15 protein-coding genes are annotated in these 17,655 nt (G+C 54.2%); 8 read left to right on the top strand and 7 right to left on the bottom strand.

The features are described 5' to 3' along the window. Positions 1 to 86 precede the first annotated feature (86 nt). The 4 genes from ACYVHB_RS23790 to ACYVHB_RS23775 all read left to right on the top strand — a co-directional run bounded on the left by ACYVHB_RS23790 (position 87) and on the right by ACYVHB_RS23775 (position 7,229). Positions 87 to 899, top strand: coding sequence for an acyl-CoA desaturase (locus ACYVHB_RS23790; protein WP_461054308.1), 813 nt, complete (start codon positions 87 to 89; stop codon positions 897 to 899). A 403-nt stretch (positions 900 to 1,302) separates the two neighbouring features. Further along, a complete protein-coding gene (locus tag ACYVHB_RS23785; protein WP_461054307.1) occupies positions 1,303 to 2,190 on the top strand; it encodes a hypothetical protein in 888 nt (295 codons plus the stop codon). A 58-nt stretch (positions 2,191 to 2,248) separates the two neighbouring features. Continuing rightward, the gene (locus ACYVHB_RS23780) at positions 2,249 to 5,593 is read left to right on the top strand and encodes a SusC/RagA family TonB-linked outer membrane protein (protein WP_461054306.1); all 3,345 of its coding nucleotides are present in this window, start codon (positions 2,249 to 2,251) and stop codon (positions 5,591 to 5,593) included. Positions 5,594 to 5,696: 103 nt separating this feature from the next. Continuing rightward, complete coding sequence (locus tag ACYVHB_RS23775; RefSeq protein ID WP_461054305.1) at positions 5,697 to 7,229, top strand: RagB/SusD family nutrient uptake outer membrane protein; 1,533 nt, start codon at positions 5,697 to 5,699, stop codon at positions 7,227 to 7,229. 77 nt (positions 7,230 to 7,306) lie between these two features. On the opposite strand, the gene ACYVHB_RS23770 is transcribed toward ACYVHB_RS23775, so the two are convergent. From ACYVHB_RS23770 to ACYVHB_RS23760, 3 genes are all read right to left on the bottom strand, one after another. Continuing rightward, a complete protein-coding gene (locus ACYVHB_RS23770; protein ID WP_461054304.1) occupies positions 7,307 to 7,834 on the bottom strand; it encodes a 5' nucleotidase, NT5C type in 528 nt (175 codons plus the stop codon). Further along, a complete protein-coding gene (locus tag ACYVHB_RS23765) occupies positions 7,831 to 9,381 on the bottom strand; it encodes a dihydrolipoamide acetyltransferase family protein (RefSeq protein ID WP_461054303.1) in 1,551 nt (516 codons plus the stop codon). Before ACYVHB_RS23765 ends, ACYVHB_RS23770 begins: the two co-directional genes overlap by 4 nt. Positions 9,382 to 9,482: 101 nt before the next feature. Next, on the bottom strand, positions 9,483 to 10,733 hold the full coding sequence (locus tag ACYVHB_RS23760) for a competence/damage-inducible protein A (protein ID WP_461054302.1): 1,251 nt from the start codon (positions 10,731 to 10,733) through the stop codon (positions 9,483 to 9,485). Positions 10,734 to 10,930: 197 nt separating this feature from the next. On the opposite strand from ACYVHB_RS23760, the gene ACYVHB_RS23755 reads away from it, so the two are divergent. The 4 genes from ACYVHB_RS23755 to ACYVHB_RS23740 all read left to right on the top strand — a co-directional run bounded on the left by ACYVHB_RS23755 (position 10,931) and on the right by ACYVHB_RS23740 (position 15,134). After that, a complete protein-coding gene (locus tag ACYVHB_RS23755; RefSeq protein ID WP_461054301.1) occupies positions 10,931 to 11,719 on the top strand; it encodes a DUF4197 domain-containing protein in 789 nt (262 codons plus the stop codon). 74 nt (positions 11,720 to 11,793) lie between these two features. Continuing rightward, a complete protein-coding gene (gldC, locus tag ACYVHB_RS23750) occupies positions 11,794 to 12,144 on the top strand; it encodes a gliding motility protein GldC (RefSeq protein ID WP_461054300.1) in 351 nt (116 codons plus the stop codon). Positions 12,145 to 12,153: 9 nt separating this feature from the next. Next, positions 12,154 to 13,296 (top strand): thioredoxin family protein, encoded by a 1,143-nt coding sequence (locus ACYVHB_RS23745; protein ID WP_461054299.1) that lies wholly within the window; start codon positions 12,154 to 12,156, stop codon positions 13,294 to 13,296. A gap of 191 nt (positions 13,297 to 13,487) precedes the next feature. Then, positions 13,488 to 15,134, top strand: coding sequence for an FAD-dependent oxidoreductase (locus tag ACYVHB_RS23740; protein ID WP_461054298.1), 1,647 nt, complete (start codon positions 13,488 to 13,490; stop codon positions 15,132 to 15,134). 206 nt (positions 15,135 to 15,340) lie between these two features. Here the strand turns inward: ACYVHB_RS23740 and ACYVHB_RS23735 are convergent, their stop codons facing one another. The 4 genes from ACYVHB_RS23735 to ACYVHB_RS23720 form a co-directional block, all read right to left on the bottom strand. After that, complete coding sequence (locus ACYVHB_RS23735; RefSeq protein ID WP_461054297.1) at positions 15,341 to 15,976, bottom strand: hypothetical protein; 636 nt, start codon at positions 15,974 to 15,976, stop codon at positions 15,341 to 15,343. Positions 15,977 to 16,408: 432 nt separating this feature from the next. Then, positions 16,409 to 16,963: a tetratricopeptide repeat protein gene (locus tag ACYVHB_RS23730; protein WP_461054296.1), complete on the bottom strand. Its 555-nt coding sequence runs from the start codon at positions 16,961 to 16,963 to the stop codon at positions 16,409 to 16,411. Positions 16,964 to 17,030: 67 nt separating this feature from the next. Next, positions 17,031 to 17,381 carry an MmcQ/YjbR family DNA-binding protein gene (locus tag ACYVHB_RS23725; protein WP_461054295.1) on the bottom strand — a complete coding sequence of 117 codons (351 nt, stop codon included), beginning with the start codon at positions 17,379 to 17,381 and terminating at the stop codon, positions 17,031 to 17,033. Positions 17,382 to 17,416: 35 nt separating this feature from the next. Next, on the bottom strand, positions 17,417 to 17,605 hold the full coding sequence (locus ACYVHB_RS23720; protein ID WP_461054294.1) for a DUF6728 family protein: 189 nt from the start codon (positions 17,603 to 17,605) through the stop codon (positions 17,417 to 17,419). Positions 17,606 to 17,655: the final 50 nt, after the last annotated feature.

Below are 17,655 nucleotides of genomic sequence, written 5' to 3'. Positions count from 1 at the left end.
TGAAGGCAAGCCAAACCGCTCTTAATTTCGTTAGTTTTGTAGGAGTATTCTCCGTAAAAGATTTTCAACCTTAGACAACCAATATTGTGATTGTACTGGCCGCGTTCATTGGGCACTGGTATTTGTCCCTGTTCTGCCAAACGTTCTTTCTGCATCGCTACTCGGCCCACAAAATGTTCTCGATGAGCAAATTCTGGGAGCGTTTTTTCTACGCCTTAACCTACCTTTCGCAGGGTTCGTCGTATTTGAGTCCCCGTGCCTACGCCGTGCTGCACCGGATGCACCACGCCTTCAGCGACACGCCCCGCGACCCGCACTCGCCCCACCATACAAAGAACGTGTTCACGATGATGTGGCAGACCAAAAATCTGTACAATGCGGTGTTGCACCGCACACAAACCGTTGAACGTCAGTTTGACCGCAATTATCCGGAGTGGAGCATCATCGAAAAAATTGGCGACTCCTGGATATCGCGGGCGGGCTGGATGGTTGTCTACACCATATTCTACGTCTTCGCGTTCCTTTACTTAGACATGCACTGGGCTTTTTTTCTGCTGCTGCCGGTTCATTTCGTGATGGGACCCGTTCACGGAGCTATTGTTAATTGGAGTGGTCACAAATACGGCTACTCTAACTTCAACAACCACGATAAATCCAAGAATTCGCTGATGTTAGACGTGGTCATGATGGGCGAACTGTTCCAGAATAACCACCATAAGCGTCCTAACTCGGCGAACTTTGGTGCCAAATGGTTCGAGTTCGATCCAACTTTTCCGCTGATCGGCATTTTGCATAAACTGCACGTCGTCCGCTTGCGGCCCGTTAAGGAGAGCCAGCAGGCGCAGCACGAAGTTGGGCACGACCGGTTCGTTGAACAACAGAAAGAGGTAAACGCCTGATGGTTTGTCGTTGACAGCCGGAACAAGGTAAAGCAGTAAAATAGATACACTACGTAAGGAAAGCGGTGTCAGCGAAAGCTGGCACCGCTTTTTTAGTTTGAACCCGGCACATAAGGTACAGTTTCAGGCCGGGGAAATGAAGCTGGTATTAAGTTCACTGTTCGTAAGAAAACAGTTTGAACATGCTACGCTAACGTTCAGGTAATGCTTGTTTGCTTCCTTTGTGCGTCGGTAACGTAGTTGCCAAACCGGGTAAAATCGACCATTAAGCGGCTGTTTCAGGATCGCTGTTCACTGGCAAGCCCCTCCATTCCCTACCTTTTCAAGTTTGCCGGTTTTCTCGTATCAAACGTGGGCTGGTGAGGTATGTACCAACAATTCATCCCGTTTTCAATCAATCTGCATGAAACTACCGGTACTCTTCATCGTTTGTTTTATCGCTTTGTTCCCGGCCTCACCCAAAAATGTTGACCTGAAACTGATTGGCTCATCAACAACGGATTCGCTGGGCGCTTGCCAGGGCGTGAGTTACTTAGATGGCCGGGCCTATCTGTACGGCGATCGTGAGGTGGGCATAATTCGGTCCTACACCATCGACCAGAATACGCTGGGGTACACCGGTCAGGAGATCAGACTAACTGAAGGCGGCAAAGACGTCATCAATCACCCCACCGGCATCGCCTACGGCCGGGCCACGAATGGCCAGCCTACCCGCCCCACCTTCATCGGCAACAGCATCCGTTTGAATCCCGAAGGCACCCAATGGCGGGCCGTTATTTACTCGGTGAACTGGGCGGGGCTGCTCCGTACCGGCACCCTCGACGGCAATTTGCTCAACGTGGTCGAAGACGACGCTTGTATTCAGGGCACCCGGCCGGAGTATGTTCAGGTCGATGGTAACTGGTACGTAGCTACTGCCGATTACGGCAACCGGGCGAATGAGGTACGTCTTTACGACCCCGAACGGCTGACAAAAGCCAAAAAGACCAGTGAGCCGGGGGTGGTGGTCAAGAAGTTTACCTGTTCGGCCTGGGTGCAAAATCTGCACTGGATACCGCAAAAGGGCGTGTTGGTGCTCATCCAAAACCAGATTGAAGGTAGGCGGTGGCGGTTCACGTTTCTGGACTTAAAGAAATCGCTCACCACTGGCCGCGAACAGGTCATCCGCACCATCGACGTCGACAAGGCTGACGAACTTGAGGGGTTTGCGCTCCTGAGCGACGGTAAAACCGGCATCGCTGTCACATCGTCGCGTACCGATAACGTCCATTTTATGGGCCTCGGCTGGTAATATCTGCTACAACCATTTCTAATCTCAACTAACCTGCTTACGTAAACACCCAACAACTATGAATCAATTTTCACCTCGACTAACGAAGCCAATCCGCTTACTGACCCTGCTGACCGGGCTGGCAATTACAGCACCCGTCGCTATCACGTACGCCGGGGAGAGTCCGGTTAGGGAGCACATGCAACGCCTGGCGCGGGTAACGGGCCGGGTCACCGATGAGCAAAATCAGCCGCTGCCCGGCGTTAGCATTGTAGAGAAACAAACGAAAAAAGGAACGGTGACGGATGGCAACGGCCAATTCTCCATCGACGTAGCGCCGGGGGCAAGCCTGGTTTTTTCGTTCATTGGATTTGCCTCGCAGGAAGTGGTAGTCGGGCAACAGGCTGCACTTGCGGTTGTGTTGAAAGAAGAAGTTAACCAGTTGAATGAAGTGGTGGCGGTGGGTTACCAGACGTTGCGAAAAAGCGACGTGACGGGGGCCATTGCGAATGTAAAAGCTCGTGAACTGAATCTCGCTGCCCCAACGCTGGGGCAGGCCTTAGTCGGTAAATTAGCCGGCGTGCAGGTGGCGCAAGTGGGTGGTGCGCCCTATAATACCGCGAAAATTCGGGTGAGGGGTATTGGTTCGATTAACGCCAGTTCAGATCCGCTCTACGTCATCGACGGGTTCCCGGCGGGTAACGACGTGTTCATCAACCCCAATGACATTGAAAGCATCGACATTCTGAAAGACGCGGCTTCGGCGGCTATCTACGGCTCGCGGGCGTCGGGCGGGGTGGTGCTCGTCACTACCAAACGCGGCAAAGACGGTAAGGGTAAACTCGACTATGAATATCAGTTCGGCATTAACCAGTTGGCCCGGAAAGTAAAGCTGCTGAACTCGGCGCAATTTGTGGATCTGTTGATCGACGCCCGCAACAGCACCTACCGCGACCTGATGCAGAACGCCGGGAAGCCGTTCACCAACGCCAACTTCTCGGACCCCAATGCTACGCGGATCGCCAACGTCGGTAATGCCGGGTCGGTCAGCATCCCAACCCAGTTTTACGACTTCGCCAGTCAGCGGGCTATTGCCCCCCAGTACGACACTGACTGGCAGGACGAACTCTACCGCAGCGCGCCCCTGAACCGCCACAACCTCCAGTTTTCGGGTGGGTCCAACGGCGTTCGTTATTTGCTCAGTGCGGGGTATCAAAACCAGCAAGGCATCATTGTCGCTACGAAACAGGAGCGGCTGAACCTGCGGGCCAACATCGACGCTGATCTCAGCCCAAAATTCAAAGCGGGCGCGAGTTTCTTCGTCACGTCTACCAACAACCGCGAGGTGCAGGAAGGCCGCTTTAATCAGGGGCCAATTTTGGGGGCGTTGATTTTTCCGCCCATCTTCCGCGCCTACGACGATAATGGCAACCTGATTAAGAATGAAGCCGCTTCGCAGCAGCCCACGTTTGGGTACCAGACCATCGAAAACCCGGTGGCGCTGGCGCAGGAAACCAATATCACCCGCAAGGGTCTGCGTGGTACGTATAACGGAACCGCCAGTTACGAAATCATTCCCGGCCTGATTGCCCGCGCCAATGTGGGTTTGCAGACCTTCAACGAAAAGTACGAATACTACCTGCCCACGAGCCTAAGCAGTGGCAATAATCCGCCTTACTCGCCCGCGTCTATTGCAGCCGCCCGCGCAACGGCCCAGACGACCACCCTCCAGAACCTGCTCGGCGAGTTCACCGCTACGTACACGCGTCAGTTCGGGCTGCATAACCTGAGCCTGCTGGGGGGCTACACCGCCCAGCGTATTGATGGCGACCGCATCAGCGTCTCGGCGCAGGGTTTTCAGAACGACCGCATCCAGGAGATCACGGGCCGGGGGGCCGACCCAACCAATTTTTTTCTGAACACAGGGAGTGGTGAACTCGCTACCGGGAAATACACCGAAACGCTGCTGTCGTACCTGGCACGGGCGACGTACAGCTTCGACGAACGCTATTTTCTGACGGCGGCTTTCCGAACCGATGGCTCGTCGCGCTTCGGGCCGCTCAACCGTTGGGGTAACTTCCCGTCGCTATCGGCGGGCTGGACAATTTCCAACGAGCCGTTTTACCGCGACTGGCTGGGCGCGGCTTCGACCTTAAAACTGCGGGGAAGCTGGGGCCTGACGGGTAACTACAACATCGGCAACTACAACTTCCTCCAGACGGTTGTTAACCCCGGCGGAGTTATCGTTGGCAGCGGAACCATCCAGTCAGCAGTAGCAGCCGGTCCGGTCAAGGATCAGGCGCTGGGCTGGGAGACCACCTCACAATTCAACGTTGGGCTGGATGTTGGGCTGTTGAACAACCGGTTGCTGCTCATCGCCAATGGTTACCTCAGCAACTCCTACGACCTGCTCTTTAATCAGCCAGTCTCGGCCATTTCGGGCACGTCGGCGATCCTGACCAACCTCCGCGACTCACGCATCCGCAACCGGGGGATCGAGTTGCAGCTTGATGGGCGGGTCGTTTCGACCCAGGATGTGAAGGTAAATTTGAGCGGTAACATTGCCTTCAATCAAAACCGTGTGCTGAACATGGGTGGCTCGAACGCCATTTATTCGGTAGGAGCCGAGCGCCAGTATATAACCCACACCACGCAGGAAGGCTATCCGGTCGGTTCGTTCTACGGCTTTAAGGTAATTGGCATGGTGCGCGAGTCGGATGTGGCGGCCCTCGCGGAGGATAACGCCAATTATAATTCGGCCACGCAGCGGTTCAAAGATGGGTACGTACCGAAAGGCCCGGCCCGCTCCACGGCGTCGAGCAATCCACTCCGCCCCGGCGATCTGCTGTTCGAGGATGTGGACGGCAACGGCGTGGTCAATGATGCTGACAAGCGCGTAATCGGTACGCCTTATCCGAAATTTACCTATGGATTCTCGGCCACGGCCAGCTATAAGGCGCTCGATTTTAACGCGTCGTTCAACGGTATTCATGGCAACCAGGTGCTCGATGGTCAGGACTATTACGTGTTCAACATGGAAGCATCGGGCAACCAGTATGCCATCGTGAACGATCGTTACCGGACAGAGGCCCAGTCGGGCAACGGGCAGGTCTATCGGGCATCGCGGGGCGGTACGCAGTCGAACAGCACCCGATTATCGACTTTCTACCTGCAAAACGGATCGTATTTCCGCTGTGCGAACCTGACGCTGGGCTACAACCTGCCTGCGTCGCTGCTGAGCCGGGTCAAGGTGAGTGGTTTGCGCATCTATGCAAACGTCAACAACGCGTTCACGGTCACGAAGTATAAAGGCTACAACCCCGAAGTCGATTACACGGCGGGTGTCAATCTTACGCCGGGCGTAGACTACGGCATGTATCCGCTGGCCCGTGGCTACAACATCGGCGCACGGATTAGTTTTTAATGAAAAATGATTAATGAATAATGTAGAATGCCATTCGGTGCAAAGTCCTGACGCAGTGCATTATTCATTGAACATTATTCATCGTACATTAAAATCTAAGATAATGAATCCAACCTACATCCGAATTCTATTTTTAAGCGCTGTGCTTTCGATGGCATCGTGCAGCCAGGAATTTTTAGTGGAGACTGATCCAAATGCGGTGGCCGCTGAGGGATTCTACCAGTCCGAAAACGACGTGTTGCTGGGCCTGAATGGGGCCTATCAATCGCTGCGCAACAGTAACGGCCTGGCCGAGGGCAGCGGCCTGTACGCTGAACAGCGCTCTGACAACACGGGTACCAACGACAATCAGTCGAACGCGGGCGAGCCATTTCAGTTCAATGACTTCTCGCTATTGGCGAGCAATACATATCTGAAAAGTCACTGGCTGGCCCTTTACCAAATCGTGACGCGGGCCAATCAGGTGCTGGCCGGGATGGAGGACGTGACGTTTGCCAAACCTGAAACGAAGGCGCAATATCAGGCCGAAGCCAAATTTATCCGGGCACTGGCCTACTTTCATCTGGTCCGCAAATGGGGCGACGTGCCGCTCGTAACCCAGCCGCTCAACTCAGCCGAGGCCGTGCGGGAAAATACGTTTCGGGAAAAGAAAGAAACGGTGTACGCCCAGATCGTGGCCGACCTGACCGAGGTTGCCAACAGTTCGCTGCCCGATGTGCAGCCGGTGGCGCAGAAAGGGCGCGCGTCAAAAACCGCCGGAAACGCGCTACTGGGACAAGTGTATCTGACGATGGCAACGACCCTTGACCAGGCCACCCGGACCGCCAACCTGAATCAGGCCAAAACGTATCTGACCAACGCCTACAGCAAACGGACGTTTGGTACGCTGAAGGAAATTCTATACGCCGATGTGTTCGATGTGACGAAGAAATCGACTAATCCCGAAATCATTTTCCAGATCGTTTACCGGCAGGGCGATGTCAACTTCGCATCGACCATCGCGGCTAACAATCAGGCGCAGGGCGAAACGATCAACTCGCTTCGTGTAACTACGGGCGCGGGCGGCAATGTAACGCCCGACTTAGTGAAAGATTACGAAGAAGGCGATACGCGGAAGGACTACTCGATCAAGTTTGCCAACGCGGCTAACGTCAAGGATTATTTCATTACCAAATTCCGCGATGTAAGTTCAGCTGCGACGACCAACGGCTGGGGCGGCAACGACTGGATTCTACTTCGCTACGCCGACGTAATTCTGATGCTGGCTGAAGTAAACCTGTACCTCGGCGACGAACCGTCGGCCATTGGTTTTCTGGATCAGGTGCGGGAGCGGGCCAAATTGCCGCTCTACGCCGTTGCGAGAGCGAACCCGGCTTACAGCGCGAAATACCCGACGCTCAAATTAGCTATTCTGCACGAACGGCGCGTGGAACTGGCATTCGAAAATCACCGCTGGTTCGATCTTCTGCGCTCATTCTCCCCGGCAGAATTGGTGGCCTACATCCAGGCCAAACCCCAGGCCGATTTCGGTGCGGCCAAAGTGTCGAACTTTGGCCCGAAGGATTACTCCTATCCAATTCCGTTTGACGAAGTGAAGCTGAACCCGGAGAAAATGTACCAGAATCCGGGGTATTAAAAATACAGTTTGTAGTTTGTTGTTGATGGTTCAATGCTGGAATCACGAACCACCACCAACAAACTACAACCTTGAGACTACAGCAGCACCTTTGCCACATCCTGCCACGATTTCACGCGCCGGAATTCCCGGTCGTCGCGGTTGTGGAGCGCGTCGAACAGCAGGCCTTGTCCCTGAAACGTGCGCAGGTTGCGGGGCATATCGTCAATCAGGTAAGCCGTGTTCAGGATACTTTTATCGCCCATGAACACGTAGTTGCGCCACGAGATGGCTGGAAAATGCTCCTGTAGCCAGTCCCACTTCTCGCGGAGTGAATTTGGGAACTCCTGTGCGGCCGTAGCAATGAAAATATCATACTTTTTCATCAGGCTGGCGATCACATCCTGTGCGCCTTCCATCACGGGAATATCACGAAAGAAGCCGGGTTCGTACACCTGCCGGGACAAGGTTCTGTATTCGTCTTCGTCGAACAACTCGTGAAACGATTTCTCTTTCAGTTCTTCGAGCGAGTAGCGGGGCATCTCACCCGCCAGATAGAGTTGAATGAATTTGCCGTGGGTATCGGCCATGACGTCGTCCATGTCAATGGCAATGCGTTGTTTCATAAAGTCCGATTTATATCAAATTGCTCTAAATAATCAGCGACGCGCCGGACGAACTGCCCCCCCAGCGATCCGTCTACTACGCGGTGGTCGTAGGAGTGCGAGAGGAACATCAACTGCCGGATGCCGATGAAGTCACCCTCGGCGGTTTCGATAACGGCTGGTTTTTTGACGATTGCTCCAAACGCCATGATCGCCACCTGCGGCTGGAGGATGATGGGCGTACCCATGAGGTTGCCAAACGTGCCGATGTTTGAGATCGTGTAGGTTCCACCGGTCAGGTCGTCGGCGGTGAGTTTGTTCTCACGGGCGCGTTTGGTCAGGTCATTGACTTTTTTGGTCAGGCCGATAAGGTTGTACTGATCTGCGTTGTGAATGACCGGCACAATCAGGTTGCCACTCGGCAAGGCTACCGCCATGCCGACATTCACTGGCTTCTTCACTAAGATCGTGTCACCTTCCACCGAGACATTGATCATTGGGAAGTCTTTGATAGCCCGCACGATGGCTTCAACAAAAATCGGCGTGTAGGTTAGGTTCTCGCCGGTTTGCTGTTTGAACTGATCTTTAATGCGCGTTCGCCACTGCACGATAGGCGTCAGGTCGGCCTCGACGAACGAACTGACGTGGGGCGAAATCTGCTTCGACTCCACCATCCGCTGCGCAATCATCTTCCGCATCCGGTCCATCTGCACAATGTCGGCCTGCCCGTTTACTGAGCCGTTTGCGCTACCGTTGGTTTGTGGTGCAAACTGCGTTTTAACCGGGGGCGCCGACGCTACGGCTGGCTGAGTGGCGGGTGTTGTTTCAGTCTGCGCGGGCGTGGCCGGAGTGATACGCCCTTCGGCCCGGTCCTCTACATAAGCCAGTATGTCTTTTTTGGTGACGCGGTTGTCGGCTCCCGAACCGGCAATGCGGTCGAGTTCATCTCGGGAAATACCTTCCTCTTTGGCGATGTTCAGCACCAGGGGCGAGTAGAAGCGGTCAGGAAACGTAGTAACGCTGTCCGCCAGTTCAGTTGGTGAAGCGGCTACGGCCTTGTTCACGGGTATCGGCCGGTACGCCGGAGCGGCACTGCGGCTGCTCATCGCTGAAATACTCGTTTCCAACTCCCGCGCAGACTCCGAAATGGTGACCTCATCGACCATTGTAGATTCGGTGCCCGTGGATTCGGTCACAGCCGGAACGTTGGCAATGTCACCGATGCCCACCGGTGTCTGATCGGCGTCGGTTAGTTCAGTTTCCGGCGTTGTGTTTTGGGTGGGAGGGACCTTTGCAGGCACCGGCTGCGTCTCGCTGGAAACGGCTTCTTCGGTTTCGATGCGGGCGATGGGTGCGCCCACGGCCACTACGTCGCCGTCGCGGACTAATACCTCTTTCAGAATCCCATTATAGGGAGCCGGAACTTCGGTGTCTACCTTGTCGGTCGCTACCTCCAGCACCGACTCGTCGGCTTCGATTCGGTCGCCGGGTTGCTTAAGCCACGCGATGACCGTGCATTCCATTATACTCTCGCCCATTTTGGGCATTACCATGTCGATGAGTGCCATAATTTTAGTCGTAAGTCGTGGAAGTCGTAAATCGTAGAAGTCATAAGTAGCGGAGGTCATTATTCACTACTTACGACTATTATGACTTACGACTTTTGCGACTAATTTAAAATCTCTTCCCGCAGCATGTTCAGTACGTACGTGGCGGTGAGTTGAATATTTTGATCGCGGTACTGGCCCAGCTTGAGCAGTCGTGTGACCGTGCGTTTGTCGGTGGCGCAGGCAATCCAGACCGTGCCGACGGGCTTGTCAGCCGTGCCGCCGTCCGGTCCGGCAATGCCGCTGGTAGCGATGCCGATGCTGGTGTTCAGCACGGTACGGACGCCCTCGGCCATCTGCCGGATCGTTTCCTCACTCACGGCTCCGTACTGAACCAGCGTGTCGGGCAGTACGCCCAATTGCTTTATCTTGATGTCGTTGCTGTAACTAACGATGCTGCCCTGAAAGTAGGCCGACGAGCCGGGCACTTTTGTGATTTGGGCCGATACGTAGCCACCGGTGCAGCTTTCGGCAATACCCAGCGTCAGCTTTTTATCGATCAGCAACCGGCCGATGACCGTTTCGAGTTCGTCGTCATCGAAGCCGAATACGTTTTTTTCGATGAGCGGCATAACCTTCGCGACCTGTTCGGCCAGTTCACGGTCGAGGAGCGTGTCATCCGTTCCTGTAGCGGTCAGTCGCAGTCGTACCTGTCCAAAGTGGGGGAGGTAAGCCAGTTTGATGTGGTCCGGCAGAGCGTCTTCCCACGCTTCGATGCGCTCGGCCAGGAATGATTCGCCAATGCCGATGGTTCGGATCATCTTGTGCTTGATAATGGGCATCTCGAACGTCTCGCGCAGCTTGGGCAGAATCCGGTTCGTCATCAGGTGCTTCATCTCGAACGGTACGCCCGGCAGCGAGACGTACACTTTACCCAGGTGCGAAAACCACATGGCTGGTGCGGTGCCCCAGTCGTTCTGTATGTAAACGGCGTTGGCGGGCAGGTCGGCCTGTCCCCGGTTGAGTTCGGTCATTTCCCGGCCCCGCTTCTCGAAAAAGCTCGTCACCAAGGCCAGCGCCGTTTCGTTGCGCACCAGGTCTACGCCAAAATAAGTACAAAGCGTTTTCTTGGTGATATCGTCTTTGGTGGGTCCCAGCCCGCCCGTAATGATAATAACGTCGGCGCGTTGATGGGCTTCGTCAAGAATCTGCAAAATAGCGTCGGTCTGGTCACCCACCGACGATTTGCGGACGGTACGGATGCCAATGTTGGTCAGTTCGGTGCTGATCCACTGCGTGTTCGTGTCGGTGATCTGCCCGAACAGAATTTCGTCGCCTATCGTGATTACTTCGGCACGGATGGTGTTGGTCATTGAGTTGATGAAGAATGAACCGCGCGGGCGGCCCCGAATGTAAAATGTATAATGGGTTCAGGCAGGCGGCTGTTTGTGTGCAGCGCAAGAATTATTCATTACCCATTTTACATTATCCATTAAATGTTGTCAAAAGTACGAAAAAACGATTTGAGCCGGTTGGCCGTTACTATAGTCGTTAACCTGAATTATCTGAGATGAACAAAAAGATCATATTGGCCGCTCTGGTGGCGTTTTCACTAACCACTACACTACAGGCGCAGGACACCACGGCCCGCCCAGCGCCCGATACGACCACCCGCCCCCGGTCGTCCGGTGGGTTCTTCGGTAAAGTGTTAGATGCTGTTACGAAACCCGCTGGTGGTGGCACACTGGGTGCGCTGTCGAGCAGTGACATTGCAGCGGGTCTCAAAGAAGCCCTGCGCGTCGGCATTAGTAAAGGAGCCGATCAGGCATCGGTCACGGACGGCTATTTCAAAAACGCGCTGCTACGCATTGCGGTCCCGCCCGAAGCGCAGAAAGTGGTGACCCGGCTGCGTCAGATTGGGTTTGGTCCGCAGGTCGATAAGTTTGAACTGTCCATGAACCGGGCCGCCGAGGATGCCGCTAAAGTGGCTAAGCCGGTGTTTATCAAGGCCATTACGTCTATGAGCATCGGCGATGCGGTGAGCATTTTGCGGGGGCAGAACGATGCCGCTACGCAGTACCTGCGCCGGACGTCGGGCCAGCAGTTGGTGACCGAGTTTACGCCGATCATCGACAGTACGCTGAAGAAAAACAATGCTACCCGTTATTACAACGACTTAGTGACGCGCTACAACAAACTGCCATTAGTACAGAAAGTGAACCCAAACCTGACCGAGTACGCGACGGGTAAAGCGGTTGATGGGCTGTTCATTCTGGTGGCGCAGGAGGAGCAAAAAATTCGGGAGAACCCGGCCGCCCGCGTATCGGACCTGCTGAAACGAGTGTTTGGCAGCCGGTAACAACGCACAATGTGCTACGTCGCACGGCATAAATTCGTACTTTTGAGGAGCCAATTGGCTCCTTTTTTGCTTCTATGAAAAAATCAGACATTCATTTTGCCGTTGAGTTAGATAACCACAACGTACCCGAAAAAATATACTGGGAAGCTACCGACAACCCTAACGAAGGACTCAGCGACACGCGGGCCATTGCCATTGCCCTCTGGGACCATTATCACAACAGCACCCTAAAAATCGACCTCTGGACGAAGGAAATGGAAGTTGTGGACATGAAGCGCTTTCTGATCGAGATGATGAGCGGCATTGCCGACACCGCTATCAACGCCACCGGCGACAAACGCATGGCCACCGACATCGAAAATACCTGCCGCATTTTAAGCAAGCGGCTGGAAGAGGAAATCAAGGAACAAAAGCAACAACAGTAGTACAGGGTTATGAAAACCATTCTTTTAGTAATTCTCGTTGCCCACGCGGCACTGGCCCAAAAAGCCGGTATCCAGTTCCGGCCGACACCTATCGAAACCGTATTCAAAGAAGCCCGGCGACTTGGAAAACCGGTGTTCGTGGAAGTTTTTTCGCCCACCTGCCACACCTGCCAGAGTTTCATACCAACGCTCGCCGACAGCCGGGTCGGGAAGTTTTACAATAGCAAATTCATCAGCACGAAAGTTGACATCGCGCAACCATCGACGCAGGCGTTTTTGACGAAGAATCGTCTGTTTGTGCCGTCGCTGCCCCTGTTTCTGTATTTCGACCCGCAGCAGAACTTAGTGCATTTCGCCATGAGCAACAACTCGACCGATGAGGTGATTCGCCACGGCACCAACGCCCTGAATCCGCAGGCCCGCAGCCAGACCATGAAGGCCCGCTACCAGCAGGGCGAACGGTCGGCCAATTTCCTGATCGACTACGCCATGCTCAGCCGCGTCACCAAGGATACCCTGGCTAACATTGCCGCCATGAACGACTACGCCCGTCAGCAGTCGCCCGCCACGTTTGCCAATCAAACGAACTGGTTAGCGATGCAGAAACTCGTGCTGGACTTCGAGAATCCGATGTTTCAGTACATGCTTGGCCATCTGGAGCAGTACCGCAAAGCCTACGGAGTCGATCTGACGGAGCAGGTAGCTGAAAATATCCTGATGTCGTCGCTGTTCAGCAGCCGGGGCACTCTGTATCCGGTCGCCAAAATCCTGCAGGTACGACAGGATTTGGTGAAAGCGGGCATCGACCAAAAAGTAGCCGCCAACCGGACACTGCTGCCCGAAGTGAACGCGTACTTCCGAGCCGGTCAGACGGCTAAAGCGGTTGAGCGGATGGATAATCAGGTAAACACCAACCAGTTGTCGGTGCCCGAATACCTGTACATCAGCCGACTCTTCAACCGCAACAGTCCCGATGCTGTCGATGCGCCCACCGTGGCCAAATGGGCGGGCAAAGCACTCGCCATGCGACCACCCGCCAAAGAGCAGGCCGACCTGTACAACGAGTTAGCCGAAGCCTATCGCCGGGGTGGCCGAATCGCCGATGCCCAGAAAGCCGCTCAGAAAGCGAAAGAGTTAGCTTCGACCCGGTAATTCGCTGGCTACAGTTAAAGATCCTGCAAAATGCTCCCTGCTTGTCATAAGCAGGGAGCATTTTTTCTGTAATCATTCTGGGATTCTTACTGGTACGTTGACTACCCTGAAAAAGCTATTGAGTAACTACGAAACGGCATTTTGCTTTTAATCAAACACATTTCTAAACCCAACTGCATCAGCGGTCCGACATGAAACGTATCACTTGCCTTTTATCATTCGCTGCCCTTTTTTCGACATCTGTTTTTGCCCAAAAAGCCGCTGTTCGCCGGGCTGATGTCATTATTTACGGTGGCACGTCGGCGGCTGTTACGGCGGCTGTTCAGGTTAAACGAATGGGTAAGACGGTCCTGATCGTGTCGCCCGACAAACACCTCGGCGGACTGTCGTCGGGTGGGCTGGGCTTCACTGACACGGGCAATAAAGAAGTGATTGGCGGGCTGTCGCGCGAGTTTTACCAGCGGCTCTATGCGCATTACCAGAAAGACGCATCGTGGAACTGGCAGAAACAGAGCGAGTACGGTAACAAAGGACAGGGAACGCCCGCTATCGACGGGACTAACCGCACCATGTGGATCTTTGAACCCCACGCGGCTGAACAGGTTTTTGACGATTTCGTGAAAGAAAACGGCCTGACGGTTTACCGCAACGAATGGCTCGACCGGTCGGCCAATGGCATTCAGAAGAAAGGGAACGCTATTCGCTCATTTCGGACGCTGACAGGCACGACGTACGAAGGGAAGATGTTTATCGACGCCACCTACGAAGGTGACCTGATGGCACTGACGGGCGTCCGCTATCACGTGGGGCGGGAAGCGAACAGCGTCTACGGCGAAACCCACAACGGGGTGCAGGTCGGTGTTTTTCACCACGGGCATCACTTCAAAACCGACGTTAGCCCCTACAAAATAGCGGGTGATCCGAAGAGTGGTTTGCTGGCGGAGGTGTCCGACCAGCCGCCGGGTGAGAACGGGGCGGGTGACGACAAGATTCAGGCGTACTGCTTTCGGATGTGTTTGAGCAATCACCCCGACAACCGCATTCTGTTTGCCAAACCGGAAGGGTACGACCCGGCTCGGTATGAGCTGCTGGCGCGGGTGTTTGCCAGTGGCTGGCGCGAAACGTTCAATAAATACGACCCCATCCCGAACCGCAAAACCGACACTAACAACCACGGCCCGTTCAGCACCGACTACATCGGCAAAAACTACGACTACCCCGAAGCTACCTACGAACGCCGACGCGCCATCATCCGCGACCACGAGCGCTATCAGAAAGGCCTGATGTACTTTCTACAGAACGACCAAAAAGTGCCCGCCGACGTCCACGAGGCCATGCAACAGTGGGGTCTGCCAAAGGATGAGTTTACGGACAATGGTGGTTGGCCGCACCAACTCTATATCCGCGAAGCCCGGCGCATGATTGGCGAGTTTGTAATGAAAGAGGCTGACGCGCTGGGTAAAACCACCGTGCCTAACCCAGTTGGTATGGGGTCCTACGCGCTGGATGCGCACAACGCTCAGCGGTTTGTGAAGAAAGACGGGTTTGTGCAGGATGAAGGCGACATCGGCGTCCACCCCGACAAGCCGTACTCCATCGCGTACGGCTCAATTTTGCCCAAAGAAAGCGAATGCCGCAACCTGCTGGTGCCCGTTTGCGTGTCGAGTTCGCACATTGCCTACGGGTCGATCCGAATGGAGCCGGTGTTCATGATTCTGGGGCAGTCGGCGGCAACGGCTGCGGTGCTGGCCATCGACAATAAGGTATCCCCGCAACGACTACCCTACGCCAAGCTCCGCGATGCGCTGCTTAAAGACGGGCAGCGGCTGGCTCTTTAGATAGTTATGCAGTCAGGGAGTTGGACAGTTAATGAGTTCAGTTGTGCGTAAGGTAACTCACTAACTGTCCGGCTCTGTTTACTGTAGACGGAGACGGGGGTTGATAAGTCAGGTTCCGGAACGGTCAGCGTCTCCGGCAGCAATATCCTTTGATCAACCCCCGTAATGCAGAAGCTATAGGAAACTACCCAAACCACCGGACCCGCTCAGGCCGTGCGCTCAATGACAAGCTGTTTAAGGGCTTTCAGAATGCGGAAAATGTCGAAGAGATCATCCGTCAGGGCTGAATAGTCAGAACTGATGCAATAGGTTTGGCCGGTTAGGGTCATGAAGTTCCAGTCGCGCCCGTTCACGTAGCAACCGTAGATAGGCTGTTCCAGATTGGCGCTAAGGGCTTGCCCGGCCAGCATCGCGGCCAGGGTTTGTGCCGCTGGATGACCTATGGGTTCAATATCTCGTTTGAACTCGTGAAACGCGAAAAACGGAATCTCCGGCTCACGGAAACCACTGGCAACGAAGGCATCCGGTCGGCCATAAAGTTCGATTTCGCTAATGGTGGCCCGGAGAGGTCGTTGGGCAAAAAGATTGAATTTCCGGCTCGTGAAGCGCACTAAGGCAAAGACTGGGCCGATGAAGTTCAGGCTCAACTCCTGCTCGTTCCAGTGCAACACGTTCAGCGTCAGTGGCTCTTGGAAATCGCGGAGTTCGCGTCGTTCGTGGTCACTCAGGTCAACAGGCATCGCCAGCCAGTGCGTCAGGGCTGGCTGGCCGAATTCCTGAACCAGCCCGAATGTCTTTTCCAGGTACGTCAACGTACAGTCGGTGAAGGCTTTTGATTCCATGACGGTCGTTTCTTGATTTCGCCCCAAAGATACCCGTTTCGTTTTGTGTCAGCCACGGCATTCGTCTCTCGGCAACTACCACTATGACCCGATTGCCTTATATATTATTTGTTGATGCTGTAGCGTTGCTCACGCATATCGCCCGGCGACGTGGCTAAAACCCGGTGCGCGGCTGTTGCCGTCGCCATCTGGATATTTGCTACGGTTTGTTTGCATGACCCAAGATAATTTAATTTGTCCACTCAATCCGGTTGCGTAGCTTCAGCTATCAGGATGCGTTCAGATTCCCGCAACGGTTGCCCTACGCTAAAATCCGGGAGGTGCTGGTTAGAAACGGGCAACGGCTAACCCTTTGAACAGTCGGTTCGTCGGTGAGTTAACTGGAGCGTAAGCTAACTCACCGACTGACCATCTCTTTCTGGTCAACTGCTGTTACTTGTCCTGATAAACTGGCCGGGTAAACGGCGGCTGGAGGAGAAGGTGAAACGAGTTTTCGTCGCCGAGGGAAACGGCCCGGCGGAGGTCGCTTTCGGCCTGGGGTAGCTGCCGGACCTGAATCCGGGCGAGTGCCCGCCAGCGGTAGGCGTCGGGCTGTTCATCGCGGAAGTGCCATACCGCCTTGTCGAACTCCCGGAACGCGTTGTGGTATTCTTCGATCTGGTAAAACGCAATGCCCCGGTCTAAGTAGCAGTCGGCCAATGTGTTGTCGCGGCTGATTGCCTGCGTGAGATCGTAGATAGCCGAATAGAAGTTTTCCTGCGCTAAGTGACACTTGCCCCGGTAGGCGTAGGCAACGGCCGATTTGGGATGTTGCCGAACGGCATCATCGAAATACGGATGTGCCTCGTCGAGTTGCCGTTTGGCAACCATCTCAATTCCTTTCCTGAATCGCTTCTGGTCTTTTTCGGACTGTGTATCATGATCCATCAGATAATACCGAATGGTTAAATACAGCACAAACAGCAGACTCAACAGCGCAATTTCCATAACCCAGCCTGATTTCCCTATCCTTGCGAATTTACAAACTTTTAACCCGTTCAGGCAAGCGACGTACTTAGATTAGTTCGTCGCGAACGACTTTTGATAATCCTTTTTTTACTAACTCGTAGGAGTGGTCGATCCATTCCTGTACGTCATGCCAACGAACGCTGCCGTCGATGGTAACTGTATTCCAATGCGTTTTATTCATGTGAAAACCCGGCTGTACGGCCTCAAACTGATCTCGTAGTTGCACGGCTCGTTCGGGATCGCACTTCAGGTTAATAGTTGTCGGGCGGCTTTCCGTATCGAGTAAGGCAAATATTTTATTACCCACCTTAAACACCAGCGTTACCGTATCGAAGGGAAACGACTCAGTAACGCCGGGTTTAGCAACGCAATATTCTCGTACCAGTTCAATATTCATCGCAGCAGATCATCGGGACCGTTCTGCGAATATACTCAACGCGTACAAGCCCGAAAAATCATTACACCAATACAAAACACAAACATGACAATGGAAATGCGATTAATGCCGTGCATCATCCGCAGATTCACATTGGTTGGGTGATTGGGGTCGGGTTTACGAAATACGCGCAGGAAGTACGCAAACACGGGTCCAATTTTGAGATAATCCAAAAAGCGATTCATAGGCGTTATGGACGGAAGCCACATTACGCGACTGTTAACGAATCCGTCCT

Source organism: Spirosoma arcticum (assembly GCF_054779955.1).
This window is presented reverse-complemented; position numbering and strand designations above follow the sequence as displayed.

Coding starts and splice junctions, on each gene's coding strand:
- ACYVHB_RS23780 (WP_461054306.1), top strand. CDS start 2,249: ATGAATCAATTTTCACCTCGACTAACGAAGCCAATCCGCTTACTGACC.
- ACYVHB_RS23785 (WP_461054307.1), top strand. CDS start 1,303: ATGAAACTACCGGTACTCTTCATCGTTTGTTTTATCGCTTTGTTCCCG.
- ACYVHB_RS23740 (WP_461054298.1), top strand. CDS start 13,488: ATGAAACGTATCACTTGCCTTTTATCATTCGCTGCCCTTTTTTCGACA.
- ACYVHB_RS23745 (WP_461054299.1), top strand. CDS start 12,154: ATGAAAACCATTCTTTTAGTAATTCTCGTTGCCCACGCGGCACTGGCC.
- ACYVHB_RS23775 (WP_461054305.1), top strand. CDS start 5,697: ATGAATCCAACCTACATCCGAATTCTATTTTTAAGCGCTGTGCTTTCG.
- ACYVHB_RS23720 (WP_461054294.1), bottom strand. CDS start 17,605: ATGAATCGCTTTTTGGATTATCTCAAAATTGGACCCGTGTTTGCGTAC.
- ACYVHB_RS23730 (WP_461054296.1), bottom strand. CDS start 16,963: ATGGAAATTGCGCTGTTGAGTCTGCTGTTTGTGCTGTATTTAACCATT.
- gldC (WP_461054300.1), top strand. CDS start 11,794: ATGAAAAAATCAGACATTCATTTTGCCGTTGAGTTAGATAACCACAAC.
- ACYVHB_RS23765 (WP_461054303.1), bottom strand. CDS start 9,381: ATGGCACTCATCGACATGGTAATGCCCAAAATGGGCGAGAGTATAATG.
- ACYVHB_RS23735 (WP_461054297.1), bottom strand. CDS start 15,976: ATGGAATCAAAAGCCTTCACCGACTGTACGTTGACGTACCTGGAAAAG.
- ACYVHB_RS23725 (WP_461054295.1), bottom strand. CDS start 17,381: ATGAATATTGAACTGGTACGAGAATATTGCGTTGCTAAACCCGGCGTT.
- ACYVHB_RS23760 (WP_461054302.1), bottom strand. CDS start 10,733: ATGACCAACACCATCCGTGCCGAAGTAATCACGATAGGCGACGAAATT.
- ACYVHB_RS23770 (WP_461054304.1), bottom strand. CDS start 7,834: ATGAAACAACGCATTGCCATTGACATGGACGACGTCATGGCCGATACC.
- ACYVHB_RS23755 (WP_461054301.1), top strand. CDS start 10,931: ATGAACAAAAAGATCATATTGGCCGCTCTGGTGGCGTTTTCACTAACC.